24 protein-coding genes are annotated in these 24,868 nt (G+C 61.5%); 2 read left to right on the top strand and 22 right to left on the bottom strand.

Going from position 1 to position 24,868, the window contains the following annotated elements:
- Nucleotide 1 precedes the first annotated feature (1 nt).
- From ureE to HJC00_RS23925, 17 genes are all read right to left on the bottom strand, one after another.
- Complete coding sequence (ureE, locus tag HJC00_RS23845; protein ID WP_221164703.1) at nucleotides 2-604, bottom strand: urease accessory protein UreE; 603 nt, start codon at nucleotides 602-604, stop codon at nucleotides 2-4.
- Nucleotides 605-691: 87 nt separating this feature from the next.
- The gene (locus HJC00_RS23850; protein ID WP_221164704.1) at nucleotides 692-1,555 is read right to left on the bottom strand and encodes a GGDEF domain-containing protein; all 864 of its coding nucleotides are present in this window, start codon (nucleotides 1,553-1,555) and stop codon (nucleotides 692-694) included.
- A gap of 330 nt (nucleotides 1,556-1,885) precedes the next feature.
- Complete coding sequence (locus HJC00_RS23855; RefSeq protein WP_221164705.1) at nucleotides 1,886-2,557, bottom strand: TIGR02117 family protein; 672 nt, start codon at nucleotides 2,555-2,557, stop codon at nucleotides 1,886-1,888.
- A gap of 28 nt (nucleotides 2,558-2,585) precedes the next feature.
- The gene (gene ureC, locus HJC00_RS23860) at nucleotides 2,586-4,298 is read right to left on the bottom strand and encodes an urease subunit alpha (RefSeq protein WP_210630119.1); all 1,713 of its coding nucleotides are present in this window, start codon (nucleotides 4,296-4,298) and stop codon (nucleotides 2,586-2,588) included.
- 3 nt (nucleotides 4,299-4,301) lie between these two features.
- A complete protein-coding gene (locus HJC00_RS23865; RefSeq protein ID WP_221164706.1) occupies nucleotides 4,302-4,940 on the bottom strand; it encodes a Urease operon accessory protein in 639 nt (212 codons plus the stop codon).
- Between the two features lies 1 nt (nucleotide 4,941).
- Nucleotides 4,942-5,349, bottom strand: a complete 408-nt coding sequence (locus tag HJC00_RS23870; RefSeq protein WP_210630115.1) for a lysozyme inhibitor LprI family protein — start codon at nucleotides 5,347-5,349, stop codon at nucleotides 4,942-4,944.
- A gap of 17 nt (nucleotides 5,350-5,366) precedes the next feature.
- Nucleotides 5,367-5,672 (bottom strand): urease subunit beta, encoded by a 306-nt coding sequence (locus HJC00_RS23875; protein ID WP_003542314.1) that lies wholly within the window; start codon nucleotides 5,670-5,672, stop codon nucleotides 5,367-5,369.
- 10 nt (nucleotides 5,673-5,682) lie between these two features.
- Nucleotides 5,683-5,934, bottom strand: a complete 252-nt coding sequence (locus tag HJC00_RS23880; RefSeq protein ID WP_210630113.1) for a DUF1272 domain-containing protein — start codon at nucleotides 5,932-5,934, stop codon at nucleotides 5,683-5,685.
- A 10-nt stretch (nucleotides 5,935-5,944) separates the two neighbouring features.
- Nucleotides 5,945-6,247, bottom strand: coding sequence for an urease subunit gamma (locus tag HJC00_RS23885; protein WP_064695492.1), 303 nt, complete (start codon nucleotides 6,245-6,247; stop codon nucleotides 5,945-5,947).
- Between the two features lie 28 nt (nucleotides 6,248-6,275).
- Nucleotides 6,276-7,097, bottom strand: coding sequence for an urease accessory protein UreD (locus HJC00_RS23890; RefSeq protein WP_221164707.1), 822 nt, complete (start codon nucleotides 7,095-7,097; stop codon nucleotides 6,276-6,278).
- Between the two features lie 150 nt (nucleotides 7,098-7,247).
- Nucleotides 7,248-7,943, bottom strand: a complete 696-nt coding sequence (gene urtE / locus HJC00_RS23895; protein WP_210630109.1) for an urea ABC transporter ATP-binding subunit UrtE — start codon at nucleotides 7,941-7,943, stop codon at nucleotides 7,248-7,250.
- Nucleotides 7,944-7,960: 17 nt separating this feature from the next.
- Nucleotides 7,961-8,479, bottom strand: coding sequence for a hypothetical protein (locus HJC00_RS23900; protein ID WP_221164708.1), 519 nt, complete (start codon nucleotides 8,477-8,479; stop codon nucleotides 7,961-7,963).
- Between the two features lie 76 nt (nucleotides 8,480-8,555).
- Nucleotides 8,556-9,311 (bottom strand): urea ABC transporter ATP-binding protein UrtD, encoded by a 756-nt coding sequence (urtD, locus tag HJC00_RS23905; protein ID WP_210631573.1) that lies wholly within the window; start codon nucleotides 9,309-9,311, stop codon nucleotides 8,556-8,558.
- A gap of 5 nt (nucleotides 9,312-9,316) precedes the next feature.
- Nucleotides 9,317-10,480 (bottom strand): urea ABC transporter permease subunit UrtC, encoded by a 1,164-nt coding sequence (gene urtC / locus HJC00_RS23910; RefSeq protein WP_210630105.1) that lies wholly within the window; start codon nucleotides 10,478-10,480, stop codon nucleotides 9,317-9,319.
- Nucleotides 10,477-12,102 carry an urea ABC transporter permease subunit UrtB gene (gene urtB, locus HJC00_RS23915; RefSeq protein ID WP_221156053.1) on the bottom strand — a complete coding sequence of 542 codons (1,626 nt, stop codon included), beginning with the start codon at nucleotides 12,100-12,102 and terminating at the stop codon, nucleotides 10,477-10,479. The genes urtC and urtB overlap by 4 nt, the downstream gene beginning before the upstream one ends.
- A gap of 111 nt (nucleotides 12,103-12,213) precedes the next feature.
- Complete coding sequence (gene urtA / locus HJC00_RS23920; protein ID WP_210630102.1) at nucleotides 12,214-13,506, bottom strand: urea ABC transporter substrate-binding protein; 1,293 nt, start codon at nucleotides 13,504-13,506, stop codon at nucleotides 12,214-12,216.
- 180 nt (nucleotides 13,507-13,686) lie between these two features.
- Entirely contained in the window at nucleotides 13,687-15,591 is a 1,905-nt protein-coding gene (locus tag HJC00_RS23925) for a phosphatase PAP2 family protein (RefSeq protein ID WP_221164709.1), read from the bottom strand.
- Between the two features lie 179 nt (nucleotides 15,592-15,770).
- Between HJC00_RS23925 and HJC00_RS23930 the strand changes: the two genes are divergently transcribed.
- On the top strand, nucleotides 15,771-19,154 hold the full coding sequence (locus tag HJC00_RS23930; protein ID WP_221164710.1) for an ATP-binding protein: 3,384 nt from the start codon (nucleotides 15,771-15,773) through the stop codon (nucleotides 19,152-19,154).
- Complete coding sequence (locus tag HJC00_RS23935; protein ID WP_210630097.1) at nucleotides 19,147-20,064, top strand: response regulator transcription factor; 918 nt, start codon at nucleotides 19,147-19,149, stop codon at nucleotides 20,062-20,064. Before HJC00_RS23930 ends, HJC00_RS23935 begins: the two co-directional genes overlap by 8 nt.
- 177 nt (nucleotides 20,065-20,241) lie before the next feature.
- Here HJC00_RS23935 and HJC00_RS23940 read toward each other — a convergent pair whose 3' ends face one another.
- The 5 genes from HJC00_RS23940 to livM all read right to left on the bottom strand — a co-directional run bounded on the left by HJC00_RS23940 (nucleotide 20,242) and on the right by livM (nucleotide 24,865).
- The gene (locus tag HJC00_RS23940) at nucleotides 20,242-21,363 is read right to left on the bottom strand and encodes a branched-chain amino acid ABC transporter substrate-binding protein (RefSeq protein WP_020922104.1); all 1,122 of its coding nucleotides are present in this window, start codon (nucleotides 21,361-21,363) and stop codon (nucleotides 20,242-20,244) included.
- Between the two features lie 120 nt (nucleotides 21,364-21,483).
- Entirely contained in the window at nucleotides 21,484-21,837 is a 354-nt protein-coding gene (locus tag HJC00_RS23945) for a DUF6867 family protein (protein ID WP_184453684.1), read from the bottom strand.
- An 18-nt stretch (nucleotides 21,838-21,855) separates the two neighbouring features.
- Nucleotides 21,856-22,599, bottom strand: a complete 744-nt coding sequence (locus HJC00_RS23950) for an ABC transporter ATP-binding protein (protein WP_176536353.1) — start codon at nucleotides 22,597-22,599, stop codon at nucleotides 21,856-21,858.
- On the bottom strand, nucleotides 22,599-23,474 hold the full coding sequence (locus HJC00_RS23955; RefSeq protein WP_210630096.1) for an ABC transporter ATP-binding protein: 876 nt from the start codon (nucleotides 23,472-23,474) through the stop codon (nucleotides 22,599-22,601). The genes HJC00_RS23950 and HJC00_RS23955 overlap by 1 nt, the downstream gene beginning before the upstream one ends.
- Entirely contained in the window at nucleotides 23,474-24,865 is a 1,392-nt protein-coding gene (gene livM, locus HJC00_RS23960) for a high-affinity branched-chain amino acid ABC transporter permease LivM (protein ID WP_210630095.1), read from the bottom strand. Before livM ends, HJC00_RS23955 begins: the two co-directional genes overlap by 1 nt.
- Nucleotides 24,866-24,868 lie beyond the last annotated feature (3 nt).

Raw genomic sequence — 24,868 nt, forward strand, 5'->3', positions numbered from 1 at the left:
CTCAGTCGTGTTTGTGGCCGTGATGCCCGTGCCCATGATCATGGTCGCAGGTGTGATCATGCTTGTGGTCATGGCCATGCGTGTGATCATGGTCATGGCCATGGTCATGGCCATGGTCATGATTGTGCCCGTGGTCGTGATGAGCGTGCCCGTGGTCATGCGAATGTCCGCCATGGGAATGATAGGCTCCACGTGCCGGCTGGAAGGGCTCTTCGATATCGAGCACGGTGGCGCCGAGCCCCTGCAGCATGGTGCGGATGACATGGTCGCGCAGGATGACGATGCGGTCTTCCTCGATCTGGGCGGCAAGATGGCGGTTGCCGAGATGCCAGGCAAGCTCGACCAGATGCGTGCGGTCGCGTCCGCGAATCTCGAAGAGTTTCTCGTCGGCCGCAAGGATCTCGATCAGTTCGCCGTCTTCGCGCACAAGCAGGTCGCCATTGGCGAAGAGCACCGGATCCTTGAGATCGAGCATGACCATCTCGCCATTTTCCAAATGCAGCAGCTTGCGGCGCAGATGCCGCAAATCATGCGGTAGTTTGACCTGGGCGGTCGGGTGGGAGGACGGGGTTCCGACAGGAAGATAGGAGGTAACGCGCTGCATGACTTGTCCGTTTTGCTGAAAGGGCGACCATGCAAAATAGCTCTTGCCGATGCAAGCACCAATGGCCTTTCGTTAGCAGCTTGGCTTTTATATCCCGTAGGCCTGCATCACGTTGTCGCTGCTTAATCCCCTGCCCTCCGTGTCGGGACCAGCTTCGGCAAGTCCGTGCCAGGCATGATGCAGTCCCTCCCGCTCGTGCACGACGCGATTGCGTCCGAGCGCCTTGGCGAGATAAAGCGCCCGGTCGGCCGAGGCGTAGACCTGCTGCTTGTTGCGCCCAGGAATGAGATCGGCCACGCCGCCGGAAATGGTGATGGCAATATGGTTCCCATCTGCCACGAGCGGCCTGCCGGCGATATCGGACTGCACGGCCTGGATCCGCTCCAACCGTTTCTCCAGCGGTTCGCCGGAGACGATGACGCCGAATTCCTCGCCACCGAGGCGCGCAACGACGGATGATTCGTCGAAGGCGGTGATCAGCACCGCCGAGACCGCCGTGATAGCCGCATCGCCGCAGGCATGGCCGAAGCGATCATTGATCGCCTTGAAACGGTCGACGTCGAAAATGACGAGCGAGGCGTCGTCTTCGATCCGATCCAGCGCCTCTGTGAAGGCGCGCCGGTTCAACAGGCCGGAGAGGGTATCCGTGCGGCTGAGCTTTTCGAACTTCGCCCGCGATAGCGTCAGCTCATGCATGGTGAAGCCTGTGGCCAGCGACAGCATTCCGGAGACCGTGCCGCCGACAAGCCAGGAAAAAATGGCGCCGAAGCCGATCGCGTGCGAAAGGGTCACCGGCAGCAGCCCGAGAAAACCGAGTGGCGGTATCGTCAGCGCAATGATGACGCCGGAGAAAATGACGGCAAGAAAGCTCATCCTCAGCGCAAAGACATAGACGTGCCTGCGATATTGAAAATCGCCAAAATCGGCCTGCAGCGACATCCAGTTTCTCATGAGAATCGACCTTCCTGCCCGGCGTTTCAAAGCATTGATAAGAGCCCAATTGCTGCGGGTGTCTTAATCGACTCGCTAAAATTCGAACGATTTCCGACGATTCGGTGGAGAGATTTTTTCTAGCAGGGGCTGCAAGTCTCCAATCCCTGAATCGAACAACGTGCACGAGCAGCTAATATACTGATATATAATAGCTTTATCACGATCTTGCGCCGGGTTGTTTCAGAATGGACTAGCCGGAGAAAAGCCGGGTTTTCCCAGTGGTTTTTACAACCGAACGGAGAGCTCTGTTCACAATTTCGTTTAAGAGCGGATAGGCCAGCGAGTGCGTCAATTGTAGACACCGACAGACAATCGCAATGATTGTGGAAGCGGGTTCCATAAGCCAGTCCGAAGCCCCGCCGAACGGAGTGCAGCGGCAGTCCAGGTGTTGCAGCCGAAGAGGGCATTGAAGTATCCCTTGGATTCGAAAAACCGATCGATCTCCCCGTAACCCGCATCCGGGATCGGCGCGATCTCGCCCGCGTTGCGGACGAGGCTGTCAGCGATGAATTGGCGCAGCCGCGCCAATTCATCGTCACCAATAACGAATGCGGTAACATCAGGCTGCGGCTCGGCAATATGGCCGGCGAGATCCACATGCAGCACCGAACGATCGATCGTCAGCGCCCGTAGCACCGGCAGCGGCTTTAGCTCACCCCAGGTCGGTGTTTCGAGATAGAAGGCGCGGCCGCCCCAGCCGACCACGAGCCATTCCGCATTCGGGTGACCGAGCGGAAAATCGGGATCATCGAGAAAGGAAAAGGCAGCCCGCGTCTCCGCATCGAGCGGAATGGCAATATCGGTATGGATCGGTCCCGACAGCAGAAGCACCCGGTGGGTCGGCACCGCAGGCGACGCCTTGACCGGGGCAATCAACGGCCGGGGAATGAAGGTCCCGCCCGCTGCCAGAATCAGAAGCAGGAATAGGGCCTGCAACAGCCAGCGGATGCCCGTCCTCATCAGCCGCCCCGCATGCACGGATGCTGGCCTAAAACAGGAAATAGCGCTGCGCCATCGGCAGCACCGTCGCCGGCTCGCAGGTCAGCAATTCGCCGTTTGCCCTGACTTCATAGGTCTCCGGATCGACTTCGATCTCCGGCGTCAGGTCATTGTGGATCATCGACGCCTTGGAAATGCCGCCGCGCGTATTCTTCACCGCCACGAGTTCCTTTGCGACCCCGAGCCTGCCCTTCAGCCCGGCATCGAGCGAGGCCTGGCTGACGAAGGTGACGGAGGAATTGGTGAGGCTGCGACCGTAGGAGGCGAACATTGGCCGATAATGCACCGGCTGCGGCGTCGGGATCGAGGCGTTCGGATCGCCCATCGGAGCCGCCGCAATGGAGCCGCCGAGCAGCACCATGTCGGGCTTCACGCCGAAGAAGGCCGGGTTCCAGAGCACGAGGTCGGCGCGCTTGCCGATCTCGACCGAGCCGATCTCATGGCTGAGACCGTGGGCGATCGCCGGATTGATCGTGTATTTGGCGATATAGCGGCGGACGCGGAAATTGTCGTTATCACCCTTTTCCTCCTTCAGCCGGCCGCGCTGGCGCTTCATCTTGTCGGCCGTCTGCCAGGTGCGGATCGCCACCTCGCCGACGCGGCCCATAGCCTGGCTATCGGACGAGATGATCGAGAAGGCGCCGATATCGTGCAGAATGTCTTCCGCCGCGATCGTCTCCTTACGGATACGGCTTTCGGCAAAGGCGATATCCTCGGGGATCGACGGCGACAGGTGATGGCAGACCATCAGCATGTCGAGATGCTCGGCGATGGTGTTGACGGTATAGGGCCGCGTCGGGTTGGTTGACGACGGGATGACGTTCGGCTGGCCGCAGATTTTGATGATATCGGGCGCATGCCCGCCGCCCGCCCCTTCCGTGTGGAAGGCATGGATGGTGCGGCCCTTGATGGCGCCGATCGTATCCTCGACGAAGCCGCTTTCGTTCAGCGTGTCGGTGTGGATCATCACCTGCACGTCATATTCGTCGGCGACCGACAGACAGCAGTCGATGGCGCCTGGCGTCGTGCCCCAGTCCTCGTGCAGCTTCAGCGAGGTCGCGCCGGCCAGCACCATTTCGGTCAATGCTCCCGGCAGCGAGGCATTGCCCTTACCGGCAAAGGCAAGGTTCATCGGGAAGGCGTCGGCCGCTTCGATCATGCGGGCGAGATGCCAGGGGCCGGGCGTGCAGGTGGTGGCAAGCGTGCCATGCGCCGGCCCCGTGCCGCCGCCGAGCATGCAGGTCATGCCGGACATCAGCGCTTCTTCGATCTGCTGCGGCGCGATGAAGTGGATATGACTGTCCATGCCGCCTGCAGTAACGATCTTGCCTTCGGCGGCGATCGCCTCCGTGCCCGGGCCGACGATGATATTGACGCCCGGCTGCATATCGGGATTGCCGGCCTTGCCGATCGCAACAATGCGCCCGTTCTTAAGGCCGATATCGGCCTTGTAGATGCCCGAATGATCAACGATCACCGCATTGGTGATGACGGTATCGACCGCGCCGTCGGCCCGCGTCACCTGGCTCTGGCCCATACCGTCACGGATCACCTTGCCGCCGCCGAATTTCACCTCCTCGCCATAGCTGGTGAAATCCCTTTCGATCTCGATGAAGAGCTCCGTATCGGCAAGGCGCACCTTGTCGCCGGTCGTCGGTCCGAACATGCCGGCATAGGCGGCGCGGGAGATCTTGTAGGGCATTCATCAGGCTCCGTGGGAGGAAGAGACAAGTGGTTTTTCGCCGAGTCGCGTGAGACGGCTGGCGGCAACATAACTATCGACAAGCTGCCGTTCGGCCGCAAACGGGTGCCATTCCCAGCCGGCGTGACCGAAGCCGGCCAGCATCACCTCGGCGTGGGGATATTTGTTCAGCACCTCGGCGATGACGATCATGCCGCTGCTCGGCACCACATAGGGCGCCGGCGCAAAGGCCGAAAGCGAGGCGTCAACGTCCTCGTGGAGCGCCTTACCGATGACGACATGCGCCTTGCCGGCGTCAGTGCAGAAGGCAGCGAACGCATCCGTATAGTCGTCGCAGAAATCGTCGAGCTCCGGATGAGAGGCAGTAAGCAGCGCCCGCATGGCGGCAAATTTTTCCGGGTCGCGCACGCACCAGATTTCGCGCGCCGCGACGACGCCGGGATGGGCGCGCCACGCCGGCGAGGCGAGCATCGCCTTGGCCGGCCGGCCGGTATTGCAGACTGCAACGGCATCCGTGCGTCTGCCGCCGGCGCCGTAGGAGCGGCAATCGTTGAAGCGGATGACGATATCAGCGGCATCGATGATGCCTGCCTGACCTTCTGCGACCTCTCCATTGCCGACGATTACGATCTTTTTGATCACCCTAATTGCTCATCGTGTCTTCGAGCTGTTTCAGCTCTTTCGTGCGTTTATCCGTCTCCTCGGCCAGGCATCCGGCAACCAGCATCGGCTCCATCGTGCCGCCGCGGGCCTGAAATCCGAAGGCATCGCATTCTGCATCGCGATAGTCGATCCAGGCGCGCTGCGCCTTGACCAGCGCCTTCTCCGCGCCTTTCATGTCGCCATCGAGATCCTTGTCGATCGCGGCCATGGCGGCCCGCGTCTTCTTATACTGTTCGTTCAGCGCCTTGTCGGCAGCCTCATGGCGCTCCTCTTCGCAGGAGGTCATATCCGATTGCGTCTGCGGATTCTTGCAATCGACATCCTGCGCGGACACACGGCCGGCCACAAACAGCATCGCCGCCCCGATGAGGCAAATATTCAGACGCATTCGCCTCTCCCGTTCTTCTAAAGCTTTCCCATCACGAGTTGGCGGAAGCCGTAAACCTCGCGCTTGCCGGACAGCGGGATCAGCGTCACCGAACGCGTCTGCCCCGGCTCGAAGCGCACGGCCGTCCCTGCCGGAATATCGAGACGTTTCCCATGCGCCGCCGCGCGGTCGAAGGAAAGTCCGGCATTGGTCTCCGCGAAATGATAGTGGCTGCCGACCTGCACCGGCCGGTCGCCGGTATTGGAAACTTCCAGCGTCACCGTCGGCGCGCCGGCATTGAGTTCGATATCGCCGCTAGCGGCAATGATTTCGCCCGGAATCATAGAGTTCTCCCTAAGCCGCCCTGGGCGCACAGCCCTCGGCCTTCAGCACACGTTTCGTCGAAGCCGGATTTTTGGCAAGCATGGCGGCCGGCCGGATGGGCCTGGCGACGAGATTGCCGCCGCAATTCGGGCAAGTGCCCTTCAATACGCCGTCCACGCAATCGGCGCAGAAGGTGCATTCATAGGTGCAGATCCGCGCTTCAGCGCTCTCCGGCGGCAGATCCTTGTCGCAGCATTCGCAATTGGGTCTGAGTTCCAGCATTTCTATCTCCTCACCTGATCGGTTCGTGCACAGTGACGAGCTTGGTGCCATCCGGGAAGGTCGCCTCCACCTGCACGTCGTGGATCATCTCTGCAACGCCTTCCATCACCTGGTCGCGGCCGATCACATGGGCGCCGGCCTCCATCAGCTCGGCGACCGGGCGGCCGTCGCGGGCGCCTTCGACGACGAAATCGCTGATCAGCGCGATCGCCTCGGGATAGTTCAGCTTGACGCCGCGCTCCAGCCGCCGCCGCGCCACCATCGCCGCCATCGATATCAGCAGCTTGTCTTTTTCTCTTGGAGTGAGGTTCATTACGTATCCATCTGCTTCGTGCTTAAATTCAGAGATTCCAGACTTTCGGCACAGGCGCACCATTACGCAAGGTGGAAATGACCGGGATCAGGATTTTTCTCAGCGAGAAACCGTCGGCTGCCGCAAGGCGCACGACGAGCTTGTCGTTCCAGGCGCTTGCACCGCCCATCGACCCTTCGAGGAGCGTCCGCACTTTGCCGAGATAGGCCTCCGCAAGCGGCCCGGCATAGAGCAGCGTCGCAAAGGCCACCTGCCCGCAAAGCACGGCCTGACGCGCCGCCAGCGTCGAAATACCTTCGGAAAGCTTCAATTCCTCGGCATGGATCAACTGGCCCGAACGGCGGATACGCCAGCGGTCGCGAAAGAGTCCCGTCTCCACTGCCTCACCCATCGCCTTGCGGCCGAGCAGCACCGCCTCGACGGCCAGGAACTCGGCGCTTTCGTCGAGATCGACATCGAGCCGGCGGAAAAGTGAAGCCCGGTCGAAGAGTATCGTCTCCTGCGGCAGCCAGTCTACGCGCGCTCGCATTCCAACTTCGATGCGGGTCGTCACCTCGGCGGTGCCCGCCGATGCCTTGTAGATCTTCTCGCAAGCCTGGGTGGTAACGTCGATCTTCGTACCGGCGCCGGCAACGACGCTCCAATCCATCCGGTCGCCGCCGGTCAGCCCACCCGCGGTATTGATGATGACGGCTTCCATCGAGGTATCGAACGTATCGGGCAGGCGGATCTTCGCCGCGCCCTCCTGATAGAGCTCGCGGATGCGCGTGCGGCCGTCGAGCAGCCTTGCCGCCAGATGCCCGCGTCCCTCCGCTCTTTGCGGTCTGGTACCAGCCGCCGCAATCGTCATTTCGTCCCTTTCGGTCGCGCCACCGCTTTTCATTTCATCGCGCGGATCACGGAAAGCAAGCAATTCCCATGCCGCCCGGAAGACACCGCGATGCGTGCGGGAGATCGACGAAGCGCCGCTCTCATTGCCGCAAAACGCGGCATCTGCCCGTCAGACGGTCAGATGCCGGCGGGCCTCCGGCGTGTCCAGCGTCTCCGCCAGCCCCTCATGCACGATCTCGCCGCGATCCATGATGTAGACGTAGTCGGCAAGCTCCCGGCAGAAATCCAGATATTGCTCGACGAGCAGGATCGCCATGCCGGTGGAATCGCGGAGATAACGGATCGCCCGGCCGATATCCTTGATGATCGACGGCTGGATACCCTCGGTCGGCTCGTCGAGCACGAGGATCTTCGGCCGCGTCACCATGGCACGCCCGATCGCCAGTTGCTGTTGCTGCCCGCCGGAAAGATCGCCGCCGCGCCGCGACAGCATCGATTTCAGCACCGGGAAGAGACTGAAGATATCGTCGGGAATATTGCGGTCGCGGCGGCCAAGCGGCGCGAAGCCGGTTTCGAGATTTTCCCTCACGGTGAGCAGCGGGAAGATTTCACGGCCCTGCGGCACATAGCCGATGCCCTGCTTGGCGCGGGCAAAGGGCGGCAGGCCGTTCAGCTTCGTATCGTTGAAGGTGACGGCGCCGGCCGACAGTGGATGCTGGCCGGTGACGGCGCGCAACAGCGAGCTCTTGCCGACCCCATTGCGGCCCAGCACGCAGGTGATCTTGCCCATCTCCGCCTTGATGGAGATGCCGCGCAGCGCCTGCGCGGCGCCATAATGCAGATTTGCGTTTTCGACTGTCAGCATCCGTTCACCATTCCCCATCAGTTCATCAGGCTGCGCCTCAGCGTCTGCAGGGCATAGTCCTGTTCTTTCGTTCTCTCGCCGCCGACCGCAGCTACGTCCTCGGCGATACCGATCAGTTGTTGGCGCTCGTGCATGTCGAGCACCTTGATCCAAAGATCCCTGAACCGGCGGATCGGATCTTCGGGACTGGTGACGTTCTTGGACGCCCACTCGCCGAAAACCAGAACCTCTTCCATGTCGGCCGGCCGAATGATGCCTTTCATGCGGCCGCGGATGACATCCCTCGCCGCGTCGACATACATCGGCTTCTCCTTGGCAAGGCAGAAGAAGAAGGCGACCGCCGCAATCGCCGGATCGGCGATCGAAGCGAGCGGCGCCGCCTCCGCCTGTTTGCGGCGCTTTCCGCGCTTATAAGCGCCCCGCATACGCTCGACTGAATCGATAATCTCGTTTCCCGCCTCGCGCACCATTTTAAACCGCCAATACCAGATAACCGCGCCGCTGAGCGCCGCGACCAGAATACCGAGAAAAGCCATGATGAAACCCCACAATGAAACCCACTCGTTTTAGAGCGCCTTCTTTTGTCAGGTTCAAGCCTGGAGGTTGCATTCCTCACCGTCCCAGATAGTTCTCGATCACCTTCGGATCGGAGCTGACGAAATCGATCGATCCTTCGGCCAGCACCGAACCTTCTGCAAGACACGTCACCTTGACGCCGAGGTCGCGGATGAAGCCCATGTCATGTTCGACGACGACAACCGACCGGGTCCTGGCGATATCCTTGAGCAGGATCGCCGTTTCCGCCGTCTCCGCGTCCGTCATACCGGCCACCGGTTCGTCGACGAGCAGCAGCTTCGGCTCCTGCGCGAGCAGCATGCCGATCTCCAGCCACTGCTTCTGCCCATGAGAGAGATTGGCCGCCAGTTCGTCGCGCCGGTGCGTCAGCCGCACGGTTTCCAGGATTTCCTCTATCCGTGCCCTGTCCCCGCCCGAAAGCCGGTAGAACAGCGTCGAAAACACCCCACGGCGGCGGTTCAGCGCCAGTTCCAGATTGTCCCAGACCGTATGGCTTTCGAAGACCGTCGGCTTCTGGAACTTGCGGCCGATGCCGAGCTGAGCAATGTCGGCCTCATCCCTTGTCGTGAGATCGATTGTGCCGTTGAAGAACACCTCGCCCTCATCGGGTCTGGTCTTGCCGGTGATGATATCCATCATCGTCGTCTTGCCGGCGCCGTTCGGGCCGATGATGGCGCGGAGCTCACCGGGCTCAATGACGATCGAGAGCGAATTCAGCGCCTTGAAGCCGTCGAAGGAAACTGAGACGCCGCTGAGATAAAGCACACTATTCGGTTTGACGTCGGGAATCACTGTGTTCACTCCGCTGCCTGGATTTTCGGCTCGATGCCATCTTCCTCTGCCGCCGGCGGGACAGAATCGGAGACGGCTTTCCGTTTGCCGAGATGGTGCGAGATCGTGCCGACGACGCCCTTCGGCAGGAACAGCGTGACGGCGACGAAGAGGCCGCCGAGCGCAAACAGCCAGAACTCCGGAAAGAGGCCCGTGAAGATCGTCTTGCCGCCGTTGACGAGGATCGCGCCGATGATCGGCCCGATCAGCGTTCCCCGCCCGCCGACCGCCGTCCAGATGACGACTTCGATCGAGTTGGCGGGCGCGAATTCGCCAGGATTGATGATGCCGACCTGCGGCACGTAGAGCGCGCCTGCAATACCGGCCATCATCGCCGAGACGACGAAGGTGAAGAGCTTGAAATGCTCGACGCGGTAGCCGAGGAAGCGTGTGCGGCTTTCCGCATCGCGCACGCCGACGAGCACCTTGCCGAATTTCGAACGTACGATTGCCGAGGCGATCGTGAGCGACAGCGCCAGGAAGACCGCGGTCGCGGCAAAGAGGCTGGCGCGTGTGCCGTCAGCCTGGATGTTGAAGCCGAGGATGTCCTTGAAATCGGTCATGCCGTTATTGCCGCCGAACCCCATGTCGTTGCGGAAAAAGGCAAGCAGCAGCGCATAGGTCATCGCCTGGGTGATGATCGAGAGATAGACGCCGTTGACGCGCGAGCGGAAGGCGAACCAGCCGAAGATGAAGGCGAGCAGCCCGGGCACGAGGAGCACCATCAGTGCCGCGAACCAGAACTGGTCGAAGCCGTACCAGAACCAGGGCAGTTCCTTCCAATTCAGGAACACCATGAAATCGGGCAGGATGGGATCGCCGTAGACGCCGCGCGAGCCGATCTGGCGCATCAGATACATGCCCATCGCATAGCCGCCGAGCGCGAAGAAGGCGCCGTGGCCGAGCGAAAGGATGCCGCAGAAGCCCCAGACGAGATCGAGCGCCAGCGCCAGCAGCGCATAGGTCAGATACTTGCCGAACAGCGCCATGATATAGGTCGGCACGTGCAGCGGGTGCGTCGGGCCGGTAGCAAGGTTCAGCACCGGCACGAGAATGGCGACCGCCAGCAACAGGGCGACGGCAATGGAGATCCTGCGATCGAGAGACCGGAGAAGGAAGGCCGTTATCATGCTTCCACCGCCCTTCCTTTGAGTGCGAAGAGCCCGCGCGGACGCTTCTGGATGAAGAGAATGATGAGGACGAGCACCAGGATCTTGCCGAGCACGGCGCCGGCGAAGGGCTCGAGGAACTTGTTGACGACGCCGAGCGACAGCGCGCCGACCAGCGTTCCCCAGAGATTGCCGACACCGCCGAAGACGACGACCATGAAACTGTCGATGATGTAGTTCTGGCCGAGGTTCGGCGAGACATTGTCGATCTGCGAGAGCGCCACGCCGGCCATTCCGGCGATGCCGGAGCCGAGCGCGAAGGTGAAGGCGTCGACCCAGCCGGTGCGGATGCCCATCGACGAGGCCATGCGGCGATTCTGCGTCACCGCCCGCATCTGCAGGCCGAAGGCGGAGCGCTTGAGCAACATCAGGAGTGTCAGGAACACCACCATCGAGAAGACGATGATCCAGAGCCGGTTCCAGGTGACGACGAGCCCGCCGAAATCGAAGGCGCCGGACATCCAACTCGGATTGCGCACCTCGCGGTTGGTCGGGCCGAAATAGCTGCGGATCGCCTGCTGCAGGATCAACGATACGCCCCAGGTGGCGAGCAGCGTTTCCAGCGGCCGGCCGTAGAGATAACGGATGACGACGCGCTCGATGACGAGGCCGACGAAACCGGTAAAGACGAAGGCGGCCGGCACCGCGAAGGCAAGCGAATAATCGGCAAGCGACGGAAAGGCCGAGGTGATATATTCCTGCACAACGTAGGTCGTATAGGCGCCGATCATCACCATCTCGCCATGCGCCATGTTGATGACGCCCATGACGCCGAAGGTGATGGCAAGGCCGATCGCGGCCAAGAGCAGCACCGAGCCGAGCGACAGGCCGTACCAGATGTTCTGGACGACATCCCAGAGCGCCAGGTCGCGGTTGATCGCATTGATCTCCGTCTGGATCGCGGGCTTCAGATCGTCGGGGGCATTCGTCATCGCCGTCGTCAGGATCGTCAGCGCATCGCGGCCGCCGCGGGCGGCGATCATGTCGATGGCGGCCCGCTTCTCCTCGATGCCGGCATCGCTCTTCAGCACCATCACGGCCCGCGCCGCTTCCATCGTGTTTTTGATCTGGCCGTCCTTCTCGGCTGAAAGAGCCGAATTCAGCAGTTCGAGATTGGCGGGATCGGCATCCCTCAACATGCCCTCGGCCGCCGTGAGCCGCGCGGAGCGATTCGGGCTCAAAAGCGTCAGCTGGCTCATCACAGTCGTGATCGTGGTGCGCAGCGAATTGTTGATCTTGACCTTCGACATCATGTCGGGGTCGACATCGGCAACCGCCTCGCCGGTGATCGGGTCCGAATAGGTGGGCTCGTCCTCCGTGCCATCCTGAACGAGAACGGGACCGCCCTCCGAATTGACGTAGAGTTGGCCATCGCTCAGCTGCTGCAGGATCTGGCTCACATGCGAATCCCCGGACGCGGCGAGCGCCCGGATGGCCGCCTCGCGCTCGGGAAAGCCGCCGACGCCGAGCGCATCGACGAGAGCGTGCACGTCGTCCTCGGCGCGAAGGCCAGTCACAGAAAGCGTCAGGCCCGGAAGCATCAGACAAAATGTCAGAAGGAGAATCTTGATGGCGCGAAACATCGGCTCTCTCGCCTTGAGTGTCGTCGGCCTTGCGGCGCAGCGGTAAGGACGGAGCTTCCGCCCGGATCGGCTCCGGACGGAAGTCTTCAGGCTATCAGCGGATGGGTCTCCTCAGGAGCCCTTGCCGCCGCACTTGCCGGTGGCAACGTTGAAATTGCCGCAGGAGAGAGGCTTGCGCCAATCGGAGATCAGGTCCTTGGAGTCGGGCAGGTAATCAGACCATTCGTCACCAACGACGGCGGGCGTCTGCTGGACGATTTCGAATTGGCCGTCAGCCTGGATTTCACCGATCAGCACCGGCTTGGTGATGTGGTGGTTGGGCATGACGGTGGCATAGCCGCCGGAGAGGTTCGGAACGGTGACGCCGATGATGTTGTCGAGAACGGCATCGGTATTGGTGGTGCCGGCGGCCTGTACGGCCTTCACCCAGGCGTTGAAGCCGATATAGGCGGCTTCCATCGGGTCGTTCGTCACGCGCTTGTCGTTCTTGGTGAAGGCATGCCATTCCTTGATAAACTTCTTGTTGGCCGGGCTTTCCACGGACTCGAAGTAGTTCCAGGCGGCGAGATGGCCGACCAGCGGCTTGGTATCGAGACCGGCAAGCTCTTCTTCGCCGACCGAGAAGGCGACGACCGGGATGTCGGTCGCCTTGATGCCCTGGTTGCCGAGTTCCTTGTAAAAGGGAACGTTGGCGTCACCATTGATGGTGGAGACGACGGCGGTCTTCTTGCCGGCCGAGCCGAATTCCTTGATCTTGGCGACCTCGGTCTGCCAGTCGGAGAAGCCGAACGGCGTGTAGTTGACGAGAATGTCTTCCTTCGGAATGCCCTTGGATTCGAGATAGGCCGCGAGGATCTTGTTGGTCGTGCGGGGATAGACGTAGTCGGTGCCTTCGAGCACGAAGCGCTTCACGCCTTCAGTGTTCATCAGGTAGTCGACGGCAGGGATCGCCTGCTGGTTCGGGGCCGCACCCGTATAGAAGATGTTGCGCGAGGATTCTTCGCCTTCATACTGCACGGGATAGAAGAGCAGCGAGTTCAGCTCTTCGAAAACCGGCAGGACGGATTTGCGCGAGGACGAGGTCCAGCAGCCGAAGACGGCGGCGACCTTGTCCTTTTCGATCAGTTCGCGGGCCTTTTCGGCGAAGAGCGGCCAGTCGGAAGCCGGATCGACGACGACGGCTTCAAGCTTCTTGCCGAGAAGACCGCCCTTCTTGTTCTGCTCGTCGATGAGCATCAGCATGGCGTCTTTCAGGGTGGTTTCGGAAATCGCCATCGTGCCCGAGAGCGAATGCAGCACGCCGACCTTGATCGTGTCATCGGCGGCCACCGCGCAGCTGAAGGCAGCCGACGCTGCCATGACGGCGCCGAGCGCGGCACCGGTAATCGTGGATTTGAGATTCATTGGTTGATCCCCTCTCTTGTTCCGCAACAGGCCGGAAACGGAGTTAACTGTTGCCGAGGGGACTATCGGGTGCTGCAGCGCGAAAACACATACGCAAAATGACGTAGGCGCAGGGGTCGAATGAGCACGCCGGGAAAGCACGGGCATCCCCATCAAAGGGGATGCCCTGTCGGTTCGATATTAGCCGTGGATCGTCAGGGTGACCGAGGTCGGGCCGTAGGAGACGGTCGCCCTGTGGCCGGAGATGGTGAACTTGCCGAAGGTGCCGGTGACAGCCGCGGCCTTCAGGATTTCGATCTTCGTTCCCGGCGCCGGGGCAAAGCCATGGGCGAGCGTCACGTCAAGATCGCCGGCGAGCGTCGCCTTGCCTGCAACGACCAGCGTGCCGGCGCCATTCGCGCCGAGCGTCGGCTTCGCCGTCGCACTGGCGAGCTGCTGATAGTCGCCGCCCACGGCCAAGGGCTTGTCGGCCGCCACGATGAGAGAACCGCCATTGACCATCAACCCGCCGGCGCCGAGGGCCGAGGGGGAGCCGGCTACCAGCACGCCCTCTTCCAGCACGGTGCCGCCAGCATAGCTGTTGGCACCGGAAAGACCGAGAATGCCGCTGCCGCGTTTTACCAGCTTGCCCTTGCCGCCGATGTCGTTGCGCCAGGTGTCGATCGCATTGAAGCCACCCTTTGCCGCATCCATCATCACGGTCACATCCTGTTTGAAGGCGCCATAGCCGTCGGCGGCGGCAAAGAGATTGAGGCGACCGTAGCCTTCCGCGTCGTCGAGCAGCGGATAGCCCGAAGCGATTTCCGTTGTGCCAAGCACCTCGCGGCGCTGTTCACCATCGAGATAAGGCAGACGGGTTTCGAGAAGCGTTTCGGCGCCCTCCGGCACGCGAGCCGGCTGATCGGTCGCATGGATCGTCGGCAGGCCATAGCTCAGGCGCTGCAGAACGTAAGCGCGATTGGCATCATGATCGGCGAAACGGTCCGCCGAAAGTGGCGCCGCATGGGCTGCGACTTCGAGCGCACCCGCATCCGCAACACCCGACTTGGCGATCAGCCATGATTGCGCCTGGGCGTAGGCGGCGCTCTTCAGCGCTGAATTGTCGGACTTGTTCAGGTTATAAACGACCGTGGCGGTGCCGAGCATGCGGCCGCCCATAACGTCGAGGGGAGAGTGCATTCCGGCAAGGATGCGGTCTTCACCCATTTCGCTGGCACGCGCGATCATTTCCTGGAATCGCTGCGGCACCAGATAGGCCATGGCGAGCGCATCCCGCCAGGCTTCCGCCGTATGTCCGCTGGGGAAGCCACCGTCCTCGACCGGCTTGCCGCTTTTGGCGGGCTCGAGCGTCGGGACGACCGAAACGTCCGGGCTCCAGCGATAGGGGCGGGCATATTTGAAATAGCGCTTGGCGGGCTCTGTCGAGCCATCGCCGCTCGCGGCGTTGATGAAGTCGATGGCGAGACCCATGTCCGGATTGGCATCGGTCTTGTTTTCCGTGTCCGGTTTGCTGCCGGCGCCGCGATTGTTACCCTTGTCGTCATATTTGACCGTCGTCGCGTCGGCCGCCACCTCAGTGATCGTGGTGATCTGCTTGGAACCGGCCTTCCAGGCATCCGTCAGCGGACCGAGACCATCGACGATGCTGGCATTCTTGCCGCGCCGATCGTCGAGATAGGCGGCAACCGCCTGCTCGGCCGTCCGCGCCTTCGTCGCCTTCACGACATAGGCGATGTTCGCATCGTGGACTGGCTTGTTGACGATCTGGCCGTCGGTCTTGCTGAAAGGGATGCCGTCCCAATCCGTCTTGGCGACTGCAGGGCAATTGTCCTTGGCTGCGGCTTCCACACCGGCATCGACGAAAGGCGTGCGCGGGGTCCAGACCTCGAGAAGGCCGGAGAGAAGATGGACGGCAGCATTGGTGTCCACCGTCGAGAAGCATGCGTCACCGCGCTTATTGGTGTTTCCTGTTTCAGCATAAGGCGCTTTCGCGGCCGTGGTCTGCTCGGCGGCGGCAAGCGATGGCACGATCGAAAGGAGGCAGACAAGAGCGGTGCTCAGGCGGCAAAATTTTGAAACAGACATGGCTGCACCCGAAATGGTTGAACGAACGGCAGGAGGGTTAGAGCGCTTATGTGACAGCGCCGTTTCAAAAATATTACTGTTCTGCGAATCCGCCAGTGCTCAGCCTCTTGCCTTTCCCGTCCATCCCGCCAAAACTGCAGTGGAAACGATGAGCCCAACGAGAGTGCCGGAAAGAGGGCATGACAGCGCGCCAACGCATCATTCCGGTGAGACGCGAATATAATCGCTGGGTCGCCAACCAGACGCTGGAAGATTACGCGCTGCGCTTCACCGCAAAGAGCGCCCGGCATTTTTCCTCCGAGCGCATCTCGCAGACGGCCATCGGTGCAATTTCCTTCCTGGCGCTCGAAGCGATCGGCGCCGCGATCACCCTCTCCTACGGCACCACCAATGCCTTTTATGCGATCATCGTCGCCTCGGTCGCCATGCTGGCGATCGGTCTGCCGATCAGCCGATACGCCATCCGGCACGGCGTCGACATTGATCTTCTGACCCGCGGCGCCGGCTTCGGCTACATCGGCTCGACCATCACCTCGCTGATCTATGCGGGCTTCACCTTCATGCTGTTTGCGATCGAGGCCTCGATCATGTCCGGGGCGCTGGAGCTCACCCTCGGCATCCCGCTCTGGATCGGCTATATCATCAGCGCCGTCATGGTGATCCCGCTGGTGACGCACGGCGTGCGGCTGATCAGCAAGTTCCAGCTGTTGACCCAGCCCTTCTGGATCGTGCTGAATATCCTGCCCTTCATCTTCATCGCCTTCATGGACTGGGAAAAGTTCGATCTCTGGCGCGCCTTCGCCGGCATCCATCATGCTTCGGGTCCGGCTGGCACCGTTGCCGAATTCGATCTGGTCGAATTCGGCGCGGCCTCCGCCGTCATCCTGGCGCTGATGTCGCAGATCGGCGAACAGGCCGACTTCCTGCGCTTCCTGCCGCCGGTCTCGCAGCGCAAGTGGCGCCATCGTCTCGCCGTCTTCCTCGCCGGTCCCGGCTGGGTCATCATCGGCGCACCGAAGCTGCTTGCCGGCTCGTTCCTCGTCGTGCTGACCCTCGCCTCGGGCGTGCCTCTCGACCGTGCCGCCGATCCGGCGCAGATGTATCTGACCGCCTTCGGCTACATGGTTCCCTGGCATAACGCCACACTGCTGCTGATGGCCGCCTTCGTCGTCGTTTCGCAGCTCAAGATCAACGTGATGAACGCCTATGCCGGCTCGCTCGCCTGGTCGAACTTCTTCTCGCGGCTGACCCACAGCCATCCCGGCCGCGTCATCTGGCTTGTCTTCAACGTCGCAATCGCCCTGCTCCTGATGGAACTCGGCATCTACCGGCTGCTGGAAGAGACGCTCGGCATCTTCTCGATCATCGCCATGGCCTGGCTCTGCACGATCTCGGCCGATCTCTTCATCAACAAGCCGCTGGGACTTGCCCCTCCTGGCATCGAGTTCAAGCGCGCCCATCTCTACGACATCAACCCGGTCGGCCTCGGCGCCATGACGCTGTCGGCGACGATATCGCTGGTCGCCCATTTCGGCGCCTTCGGCGAGACAGCCGCTTCACTCGCCCCCTATATCACCCTCGTCATCGCCCTCATCGCCACGCCGGCGCTCGCCTGGGCGACAAAGGGAAAATTCTACCTCGCGCGCAAGCCGCGCCAGAGTTGGAAGAACCAGACCAATATCACCTGTTCCGTCTGCGAGCATCCATTCGAGCCAGAGGATATGGCCTGGTGTCCGGCCTACGTCGCACCGATCTGCTCGCTCTGCTGTTCGCTCGACAGCCGCTGCCACGACATGTGCAAGCCAGCCGCTCGCTTCAATGCCCAGGTCGGCACGGTCGCGAGAACGCTGCTGCCCGAGAGCATTCTGGGCAAGCTGACGACGCGCCTCGGCCGCTACGCCATCGCCGTTGCGCTGGCGCTGACCGCCATCGGCGCGATCCTGGCGATGATCGCCCATCAGGTTGCCTCCGCTTCGCCGGAAACGGCAGACGTGGTCAATCGCACGATCCTCATCGTCTTCTTCGTGTTTTCGGTGATTTCAGGCGTTGTCTGCTGGTTCTATGTGCTCGCCCATGATAGCCGTGTCGTTGCCGAGGAGGAATCCTCCCGTCAGAACACGCTGCTGCTCAAGGAAATCGCCGCCCACAAGAAAACCGATGCCGCGCTGCAGAACGCCAAGGAGACGGCCGAGGCTGCCAACCGCGCCAAGAGCCGCTATGTCGTCGGCCTCAGCCACGAACTGCGCACGCCTTTGAACGCCGTGCTCGGTTATGCGCAGATCCTCGAACGCGACGAAACGATCCCGGCGCCGCGCCAATCCTCGATCAAGGTCATCCGCCGCAGCGCCGAACATCTCTCCGGGCTGATCGACGGCCTGCTCGATATCTCCAAGATCGAGGCCGGCCGCCTGCAGGTCTATTCCAACGAGATCAACATCCAGGATTTCCTCGACCAGATCATCGAGCTGTTTCGGCCGCAGGCGCAGGCAAAGGGGCTCGCCTTCATCCATGATCGCTCGCCCGCCTTGCCGCAATTCGTCCGCACCGACGAAAAGCGCCTGCGCCAGATTCTCGTCAACCTGCTCTCCAATGCCATCAAGTTCACAGACGAAGGCAGCGTCACCTTCGATGTCGCCTATCGCAGCCAGGTCGCGACCTTCACCGTCACCGATACCGGCCGCGGCATCGCCGAGAAGGACCTGATGCGGATCTACGAACCTTTCCAGCGGGGCGAGGCAGACAGCGTGCGGCCGATGCCGGGCCTCGGTCTCGGGCTTACCATCACCCGGCTTCTGACCAACACGCTTGGTGGCGAGATTGCGGTATCGAGCGTCAAGGACGAAGGCTCGACATTCCGTGTGCGGCTGATGCTGTCCGCCGTCATGCGCGCCGCCGCGCCGCCGCAGGAAAAACGCATCGTCGGTTACGACGGTCCGCGCCGCACCATCGTCGTCGTCGACGACAATGAGGATCACCGCGAGATGATGCGCGAAATCCTGGCGCCGCTCGATTTCATCGTGCTGACGGCCGCAGGCGGCGCCGAATGCCTGACGCTGATCGACGGCATCCTGCCCGATCTGTTCCTCGTCGATATCCTGATGCCCGGCATGAGCGGCTGGCAGCTCGTCTCGCGTCTGCGCGAGGCCGGCCAGACAGCACCGGTTGTGATGCTTTCGGCCAATATCGGTGATGCGACGGTTCTAAGTGACAGCGACGACAGCCACAATGATGCGATCGGCAAGCCCGTCGACATCCGCCGGCTGCGCGACAAGCTCGCCTTGCATCTTGGCCTGAACTGGGTCTATGCCGATGACGCCCCCGCCGCTCCTGCAAAGATCGCAGCGCCGATGCTGGGCCCGGGTGCAGCCCATGTGCAGGAATTGCTGCGGCTCGGCGAGATCGGTTACATCAGGGGCATCGAAGCCAAGCTTTCGGACCTTGCCAAGGTGGAGGCAAATCGGCCATTCACCGAGGCTCTTCGACCCTATGTGGCCGCCTTCGATCTGGCCGGCTTCATGACCTTCCTGCACGACTTCGACGAAAAGGTGGAATCCATTGGCTGAGCCGGCCCTCCCTCGCGACATCGTTCTGCTGGTCGACGACTCGCCCGAAGCGCTCGGTTTCCTCACAGACGCGCTCGAACAATCCGGCTTCTCCGTGCTGATCGCCACCTCGGGCACGGCAGCGCTTGGCATCGTCGAGCGGATCACGCCTGATCTCATCCTGCTCGACGCCGTCATGCCCGTAATGGACGGCTTCGAGACCTGCCGAAGGCTGAAAGCGAATGCCACTGTAGCGCAGGTGCCCGTCATCTTCATGACCGGTCTGACGGAGACCGAGCATGTCGTGCACGCGCTGGAATCCGGCGGCGTCGATTACCTCACCAAGCCGATCAACATCGACGAACTGCGCGCCCGCATCCGCGTCCATCTGCGCAATGCCCGCTCGGCCCAGAGCGCCCGCGTTGCACTGGACGCTGCCGGCCGTCACCTGCTGGCGGTCAAGGGCGACGGCGCGATCCACTGGTCGACGCCGCAGGCGACCCGGCTGGTCAATGCCGCCATGGGCAGTGACGATGGCATGGAGATCGTCGTCCGCCATATCGCCGGCTGGATGCGTGACCGCGGGGCAGCAGTGCGCGACGGCATCATCTCAATCACCCATGCCGGCCAGGCGGCGCTGCAGCTCGCCTTCCTAGGCGCAATTGGCCCGGATGAATATCTCTTCCGCCTCACTGCCGCCAGCCAGCGCAGCGACGACGAGATGCTGCGCCAGCGTTTTTCGCTCACCCAACGAGAATCCGAAGTGCTGCTCTGGATCGCCAAGGGCAAGGCCAACCGTGACATTGGCGAAATACTGGGTTTGTCGGCGCGCACCGTGAATAAGCACCTCGAACAGATCTACGTGAAACTCGGCGTCGAAAACCGGGCGTCGGCGGCCGTGAAGGCGACGCATGTTCTGCATGAAATGTGAGGGATATTGAAAACGGAGCGCCACCCGGCGCGATGTCGGTTGCAAGCTTTCGAACGGCTCGATCCGGCACGTCGCTCGCCTCGAAAGGGCGCACCACGATTGAGATGTCCCTAAAAAGAAAGAAGCCCGGCCGAACCGGGCTTCGATCAGATCATGTTATCGACAGGCAAGCGAAGCTTACATGCCCTGCGGGACGTAGGTGTACTTGCCGTCCGCGCCCTTCTTCCATTCGTACATGATGTAGCCAGGAATCTTCGGGTCGCCCTTTTCGTCGAACGAAATGTCGCCGAGAACGGTCGGGAACGGACCCTTTTCCTTCATGGCCGTGGCAACGGCTTCAGGATCCACCGAACCGGCAGCCTTGGCTGCGCCGGCGATCGCCTGCATCGCTGCGTAGGAGTAGAGCGTATAGGCTTCTGGGTTGAAACCGGCGGCCTTGAACTTTTCGACGAGCTCCTTGTTGGCCGGGTTCAGCGTCGGATCGGGGCCGAAGGTGTTCAGAGTACCGGCGACAGCGTCACCAGCGATCGAAGCCAGTTCATTCGAAACGATGCCGTCACCGGAAACCAGCGTTGCCTTCAGGCCCTGGTCTGCGGCCTGACGGATGATGAGACCGGCTTCGGTGTGCAGACCGCCCCAATAGATGATCGAGACGCCGGCTTCCTTCATCTTGGCGATGAGCGCCGAGAAGTCCTTGTCGCCGACGTTGATGCCTTCGTACATGACTTCCGTCAGGCCGGCGGCATTCATCGCCTTCTTGGTTTCGTCTGCAAGGCCCTGACCGTAGGGGGTCTTGTCGTGAACGACGGCGATCTTGGCGTCCTTGAAGTGGTCGGCGAGATACTTGCCGGCGATGGCGCCCTGCTGGTCGTCACGGCCGCAGGTGCGGAACGTGTTCCAGAGGCCCCGTTCCGTGAACTTCGGGTTCGTGGCGGCCGGGGTGATTTCGAGGATGCCGTTTTCGGCATAGACTTCCGAAGCCGGAATCGAAACGCCCGAGTTGAAGTGGCCGATGACGAACTTGACGCCGTCGGCAACGAATTTATTGGCGACCGAAATGCCCTGCTTCGGGTCGGAAACGTCGTCACCGAGTTCGATCTTGATCTGCTCGCCGTTGATGCCGCCAGCAGCGTTGATGTCGGCGGCTGCCTGCTCGGCACCCTTCTGAAGCTGAGCGCCGAAAGCGGCGTTCGGGCCGGTCAGCGGACCAGCGACAGCGATGAGGACGTCGGCCCAAGCGTTGCCGCTGAAGGCGACCATCGCCGTCAGAGCCACTGCCGACAGAAGAGACTTCTTCATATTGTTACTCCCAATTTTTGGGCGGGTTCTGGTCCAAGGCCCGGCGCATTACCCACCATCGACTGCGCCAGGAAAGCTGTTCCACTCTGAAGGCAATTCATGCCTAGTTTCAACGGACTGTCAATGTTTGTCCTTCCACGAAAACGCGGAAGTTTTTTCGTACAGCCAGTAATAGTTGTTGACCATCTGATTGGTACGGCGAAAGCGGTAGCCGGCCGTCGAGAAGACCAGCAAGGTCACGAAGTCGATGCCATAGAAGAGACCGCTGAGCATCGGCCCATTGAACAGGGCGTGGTGCAGAAACTGCATCGCCCAGGCAAGGAGGAAAGTGTAGACGACGGCGAGCGGATAATTGTTCCAGCCGTCAGCCACCGCCTTGCCGGCTCGCCAAGCCGTCCAGAAGCCGATCAGTACGACGAGGGCGCGAATGACAACCCGGACGCCGTCGTCGCTTTCGAAGAAAAGTCCCTGCATGTCAAACTCTCCCTTCGACTAATGTCTTCCGCCTTCGAGATAGGCGGCGCGGACTTCCGGATTGGCGAGCAGTTCCTTGCCGGAGCCGCTCATGGTCACCTTGCCATTCACCATCACGTAAGCGCGGTGCGAGAGTCTCAGCGCCGCGAATGCATTCTGCTCGACAAGGAACACGGTGAGGCCTTCCTGCTCATTGAGCTTCCGGATTGCTTCGAAAATCCCCTTGACGATCAGCGGCGCCAGGCCGAGCGAAGGTTCGTCGAGCAGCAGCAGCTTCGGGCGCGCCATCAGCGCGCGGCCGATCGACAGCATCTGCTGCTCGCCGCCCGAAAGCGTGCCGCCGCGCTGGGCGTGACGTTCCTTGAGACGCGGGAAGAGCGTGAAGATCTTCTCGACGTCTTCGGCGAAATATTTGAGATTGTCGAGACCCGCCCCCATCTGGAGGTTTTCCATGACCGTCATGCGCGGGAAGATGCGACGCCCTTCCGGCGACTGCGCGATGCGCAGGCGTGCGATTTCATGGGTCGGCATACGGGTGATCTCGCGACCCTCGAAGACGACGGAGCCCTTACGGGCCTGGGGGCTGCCGCAGATCGTCATCATCAGCGTCGACTTGCCGGCGCCATTGGCGCCGATCAGACTGACGATCTCGCCCTTGTTGACCTCGACATCGATGCCGGCCAGCGCGCGGATATTGCCGTAGTAGGTTTCGACGCCATTCACCTGAAGAAGCGGTTGACCCGTCATGACTGCATCGCCCATCAGTTTGCGCCTCCTTCGAGCTGCTCGACGGTTGCGATCACCTCTTCCACTTCTTCATCCTCGACGCCGAGATAGGCCGCAATGACCTTCGGGTCGTGCTTCACATGGTCGGGCGTGCCATCGGAAATCTTCTGGCCATATTCAAGCACGACGACGTGATCGGAGATTTCCATAACCACAGACATGTCATGCTCGATAAGGAGAATGGAGGTTCCGGTATCGGCTCGAATGCCCTGCAGAAGCTCGTTGAGCTTAGCAGATTCGCGTGGGTTGAGGCCTGCGGCCGGTTCGTCCAGGCAAAGCAATTCTGGGCCCGTGCACATTGCACGCGCGATCTCGAGACGCCGCTGGGCGCCGTAAGGCAGGTCGCCTGCCGGATCATCGGCACGGTCGATCAGATCGGCCTTCTCGAGCCAATGGCGCGCCAGCTCGATCGATGCGGCCGCTTCTCGCTTGTAGGGACCGATGCCGATGAGGCCGAGAATGGTATAACCCGACGCCTGCATCAGCTTGTTGTGCTGGGCGACGAGCAGATTTTCCAGAACCGTCAGGCCGGAAAACAGCCGGATGTTTTGGAACGTTCGCGCCACCTTGGCTTCCTTGGTGATGCGAAAGTCCGGGAGACGCTCCAGCAGGTACTGCTTGCCGCTTCTCTGATTAAGCGTGATCATCCCCATCGTCGGCTTATAGAAGCCGGTGATGCAGTTGAAGACGGTGGTCTTGCCGGCGCCGTTCGGACCGATCAACGCGGTGATGTCGCCGCGCTTGGCCTCGAAGGAAAAGTCGTTGATGGCCATCAGGCCGCCGAACTTCATCGACAGGTGCTCGACCTTGAGAAGCGTGTCGCTCGACATCGTATTGGTGACGGGGCTCATCAACCGTGGCCCTCCTTGGTGAAGCTTCCAGATACGGCCTTGCGTGTCTTGAGGAAGGCGGTTGGTTCACGCGATCCGACGAAACCGCGCGGTTTGAACAGCATGACGACCACCATGGCGAGACCGAAGAGCAGCATGCGGTAGAGTTCCGGCGTGAAGTCGGGCCCAAAGACTGCTTTCAGGAAATCCATTTCGCGCAGCGCTTCGGTACCGCCCACCATGACGATCGCGGCGATCGCAATGCCGGTCAGCGAGCCCATGCCGCCGAGAACGACGATGGCGAGAACGACGGCCGATTCCAGGAAGATGAAGGATTCCGGCGAGACGAATCCCTGGCGAGCGGCGAAGAACGAGCCCGCGAAGCCACCGAACATGGCTCCCGTCGCGAACGCCGTCAGCTTGGTCGTCACCGTGTTGATGCCGAGCGAACGGCAAGCGATCTCGTCTTCACGCAGCGCTTCCCAGGCACGCCCGATCGGCATGCGCCGCAGGCGGATGGTGACGTAGGCCGTCAGCATGCACAGCGCCAGGATCAGGTAGAAGAGGAAAATCTTGTAGTACGCGGAAGACATCGGCAGGTGAAAGAGCTTGGCAAAGCCGCCGGCCGTCGCATCGAAAGGAATGCCGAAGAGCGTCGCCTTGGGAATGCTCGAGATACCAAAGGTTCCCTTGGTCACGTCGGTCCAGTTGATCAGGACGAGGCGGATGATTTCACCGAAGGCGAGCGTGACGATGGCGAGATAGTCGCCGCGCAGGCGCAGCACCGGGAAGCCGAGAATGACGCCCCAGAGCGCTGCGAGAATGCCGGAAAGCGGCAGCAGCAACCAGAAGGACAGGCCGAAATAGCTCGACAGCAGGGCGTAGGAATAGGCGCCGACCGCATAGAAGGCGACATAGCCGAGATCGAGAAGGCCCGCGAGGCCGACGACGATGTTCAGTCCCCACGCGAGCATCACGTAGATCAGGATCTGGATGCCGAAATTGTCGACCCATTTCAACGAGCCCTGAGCGCCGACGAGCGCCACGATCACCATGGGATAAAGCAGTAGCGCGAGCAGCGCGATCTTCAGGAAATGCCGATGGAAGAAACTCTTCTCGGTCGAAATGTCGAGATCGCCTTCCCGCGCCTTGCGGAGTTTTCGGCGGTCGATATTCGGCTTGATGAAAACGACCATCGCGAAACGGCCGATCGCGGCGATAGCGACAAAAATCGCCAGCAGTCCCCAACGCTGGACGATGATCAGCTCGTTGTTGATGTTCTGATCGGTTTTCAGGCCGACATAGAGAACGAACATGCCGAGGGAGAGAACGGCGGCGAAAAGGGCTTCGATAAGACCTTTGCGGACAAGTCCGGCATCGGGCTTGCCTGCAGAATTCTCGATATTTGCCATGAC

The organism is Rhizobium sp. NLR22b (genome assembly GCF_019685295.1).
Classification (GTDB): Bacteria; Pseudomonadota; Alphaproteobacteria; order Rhizobiales; family Rhizobiaceae; genus Rhizobium.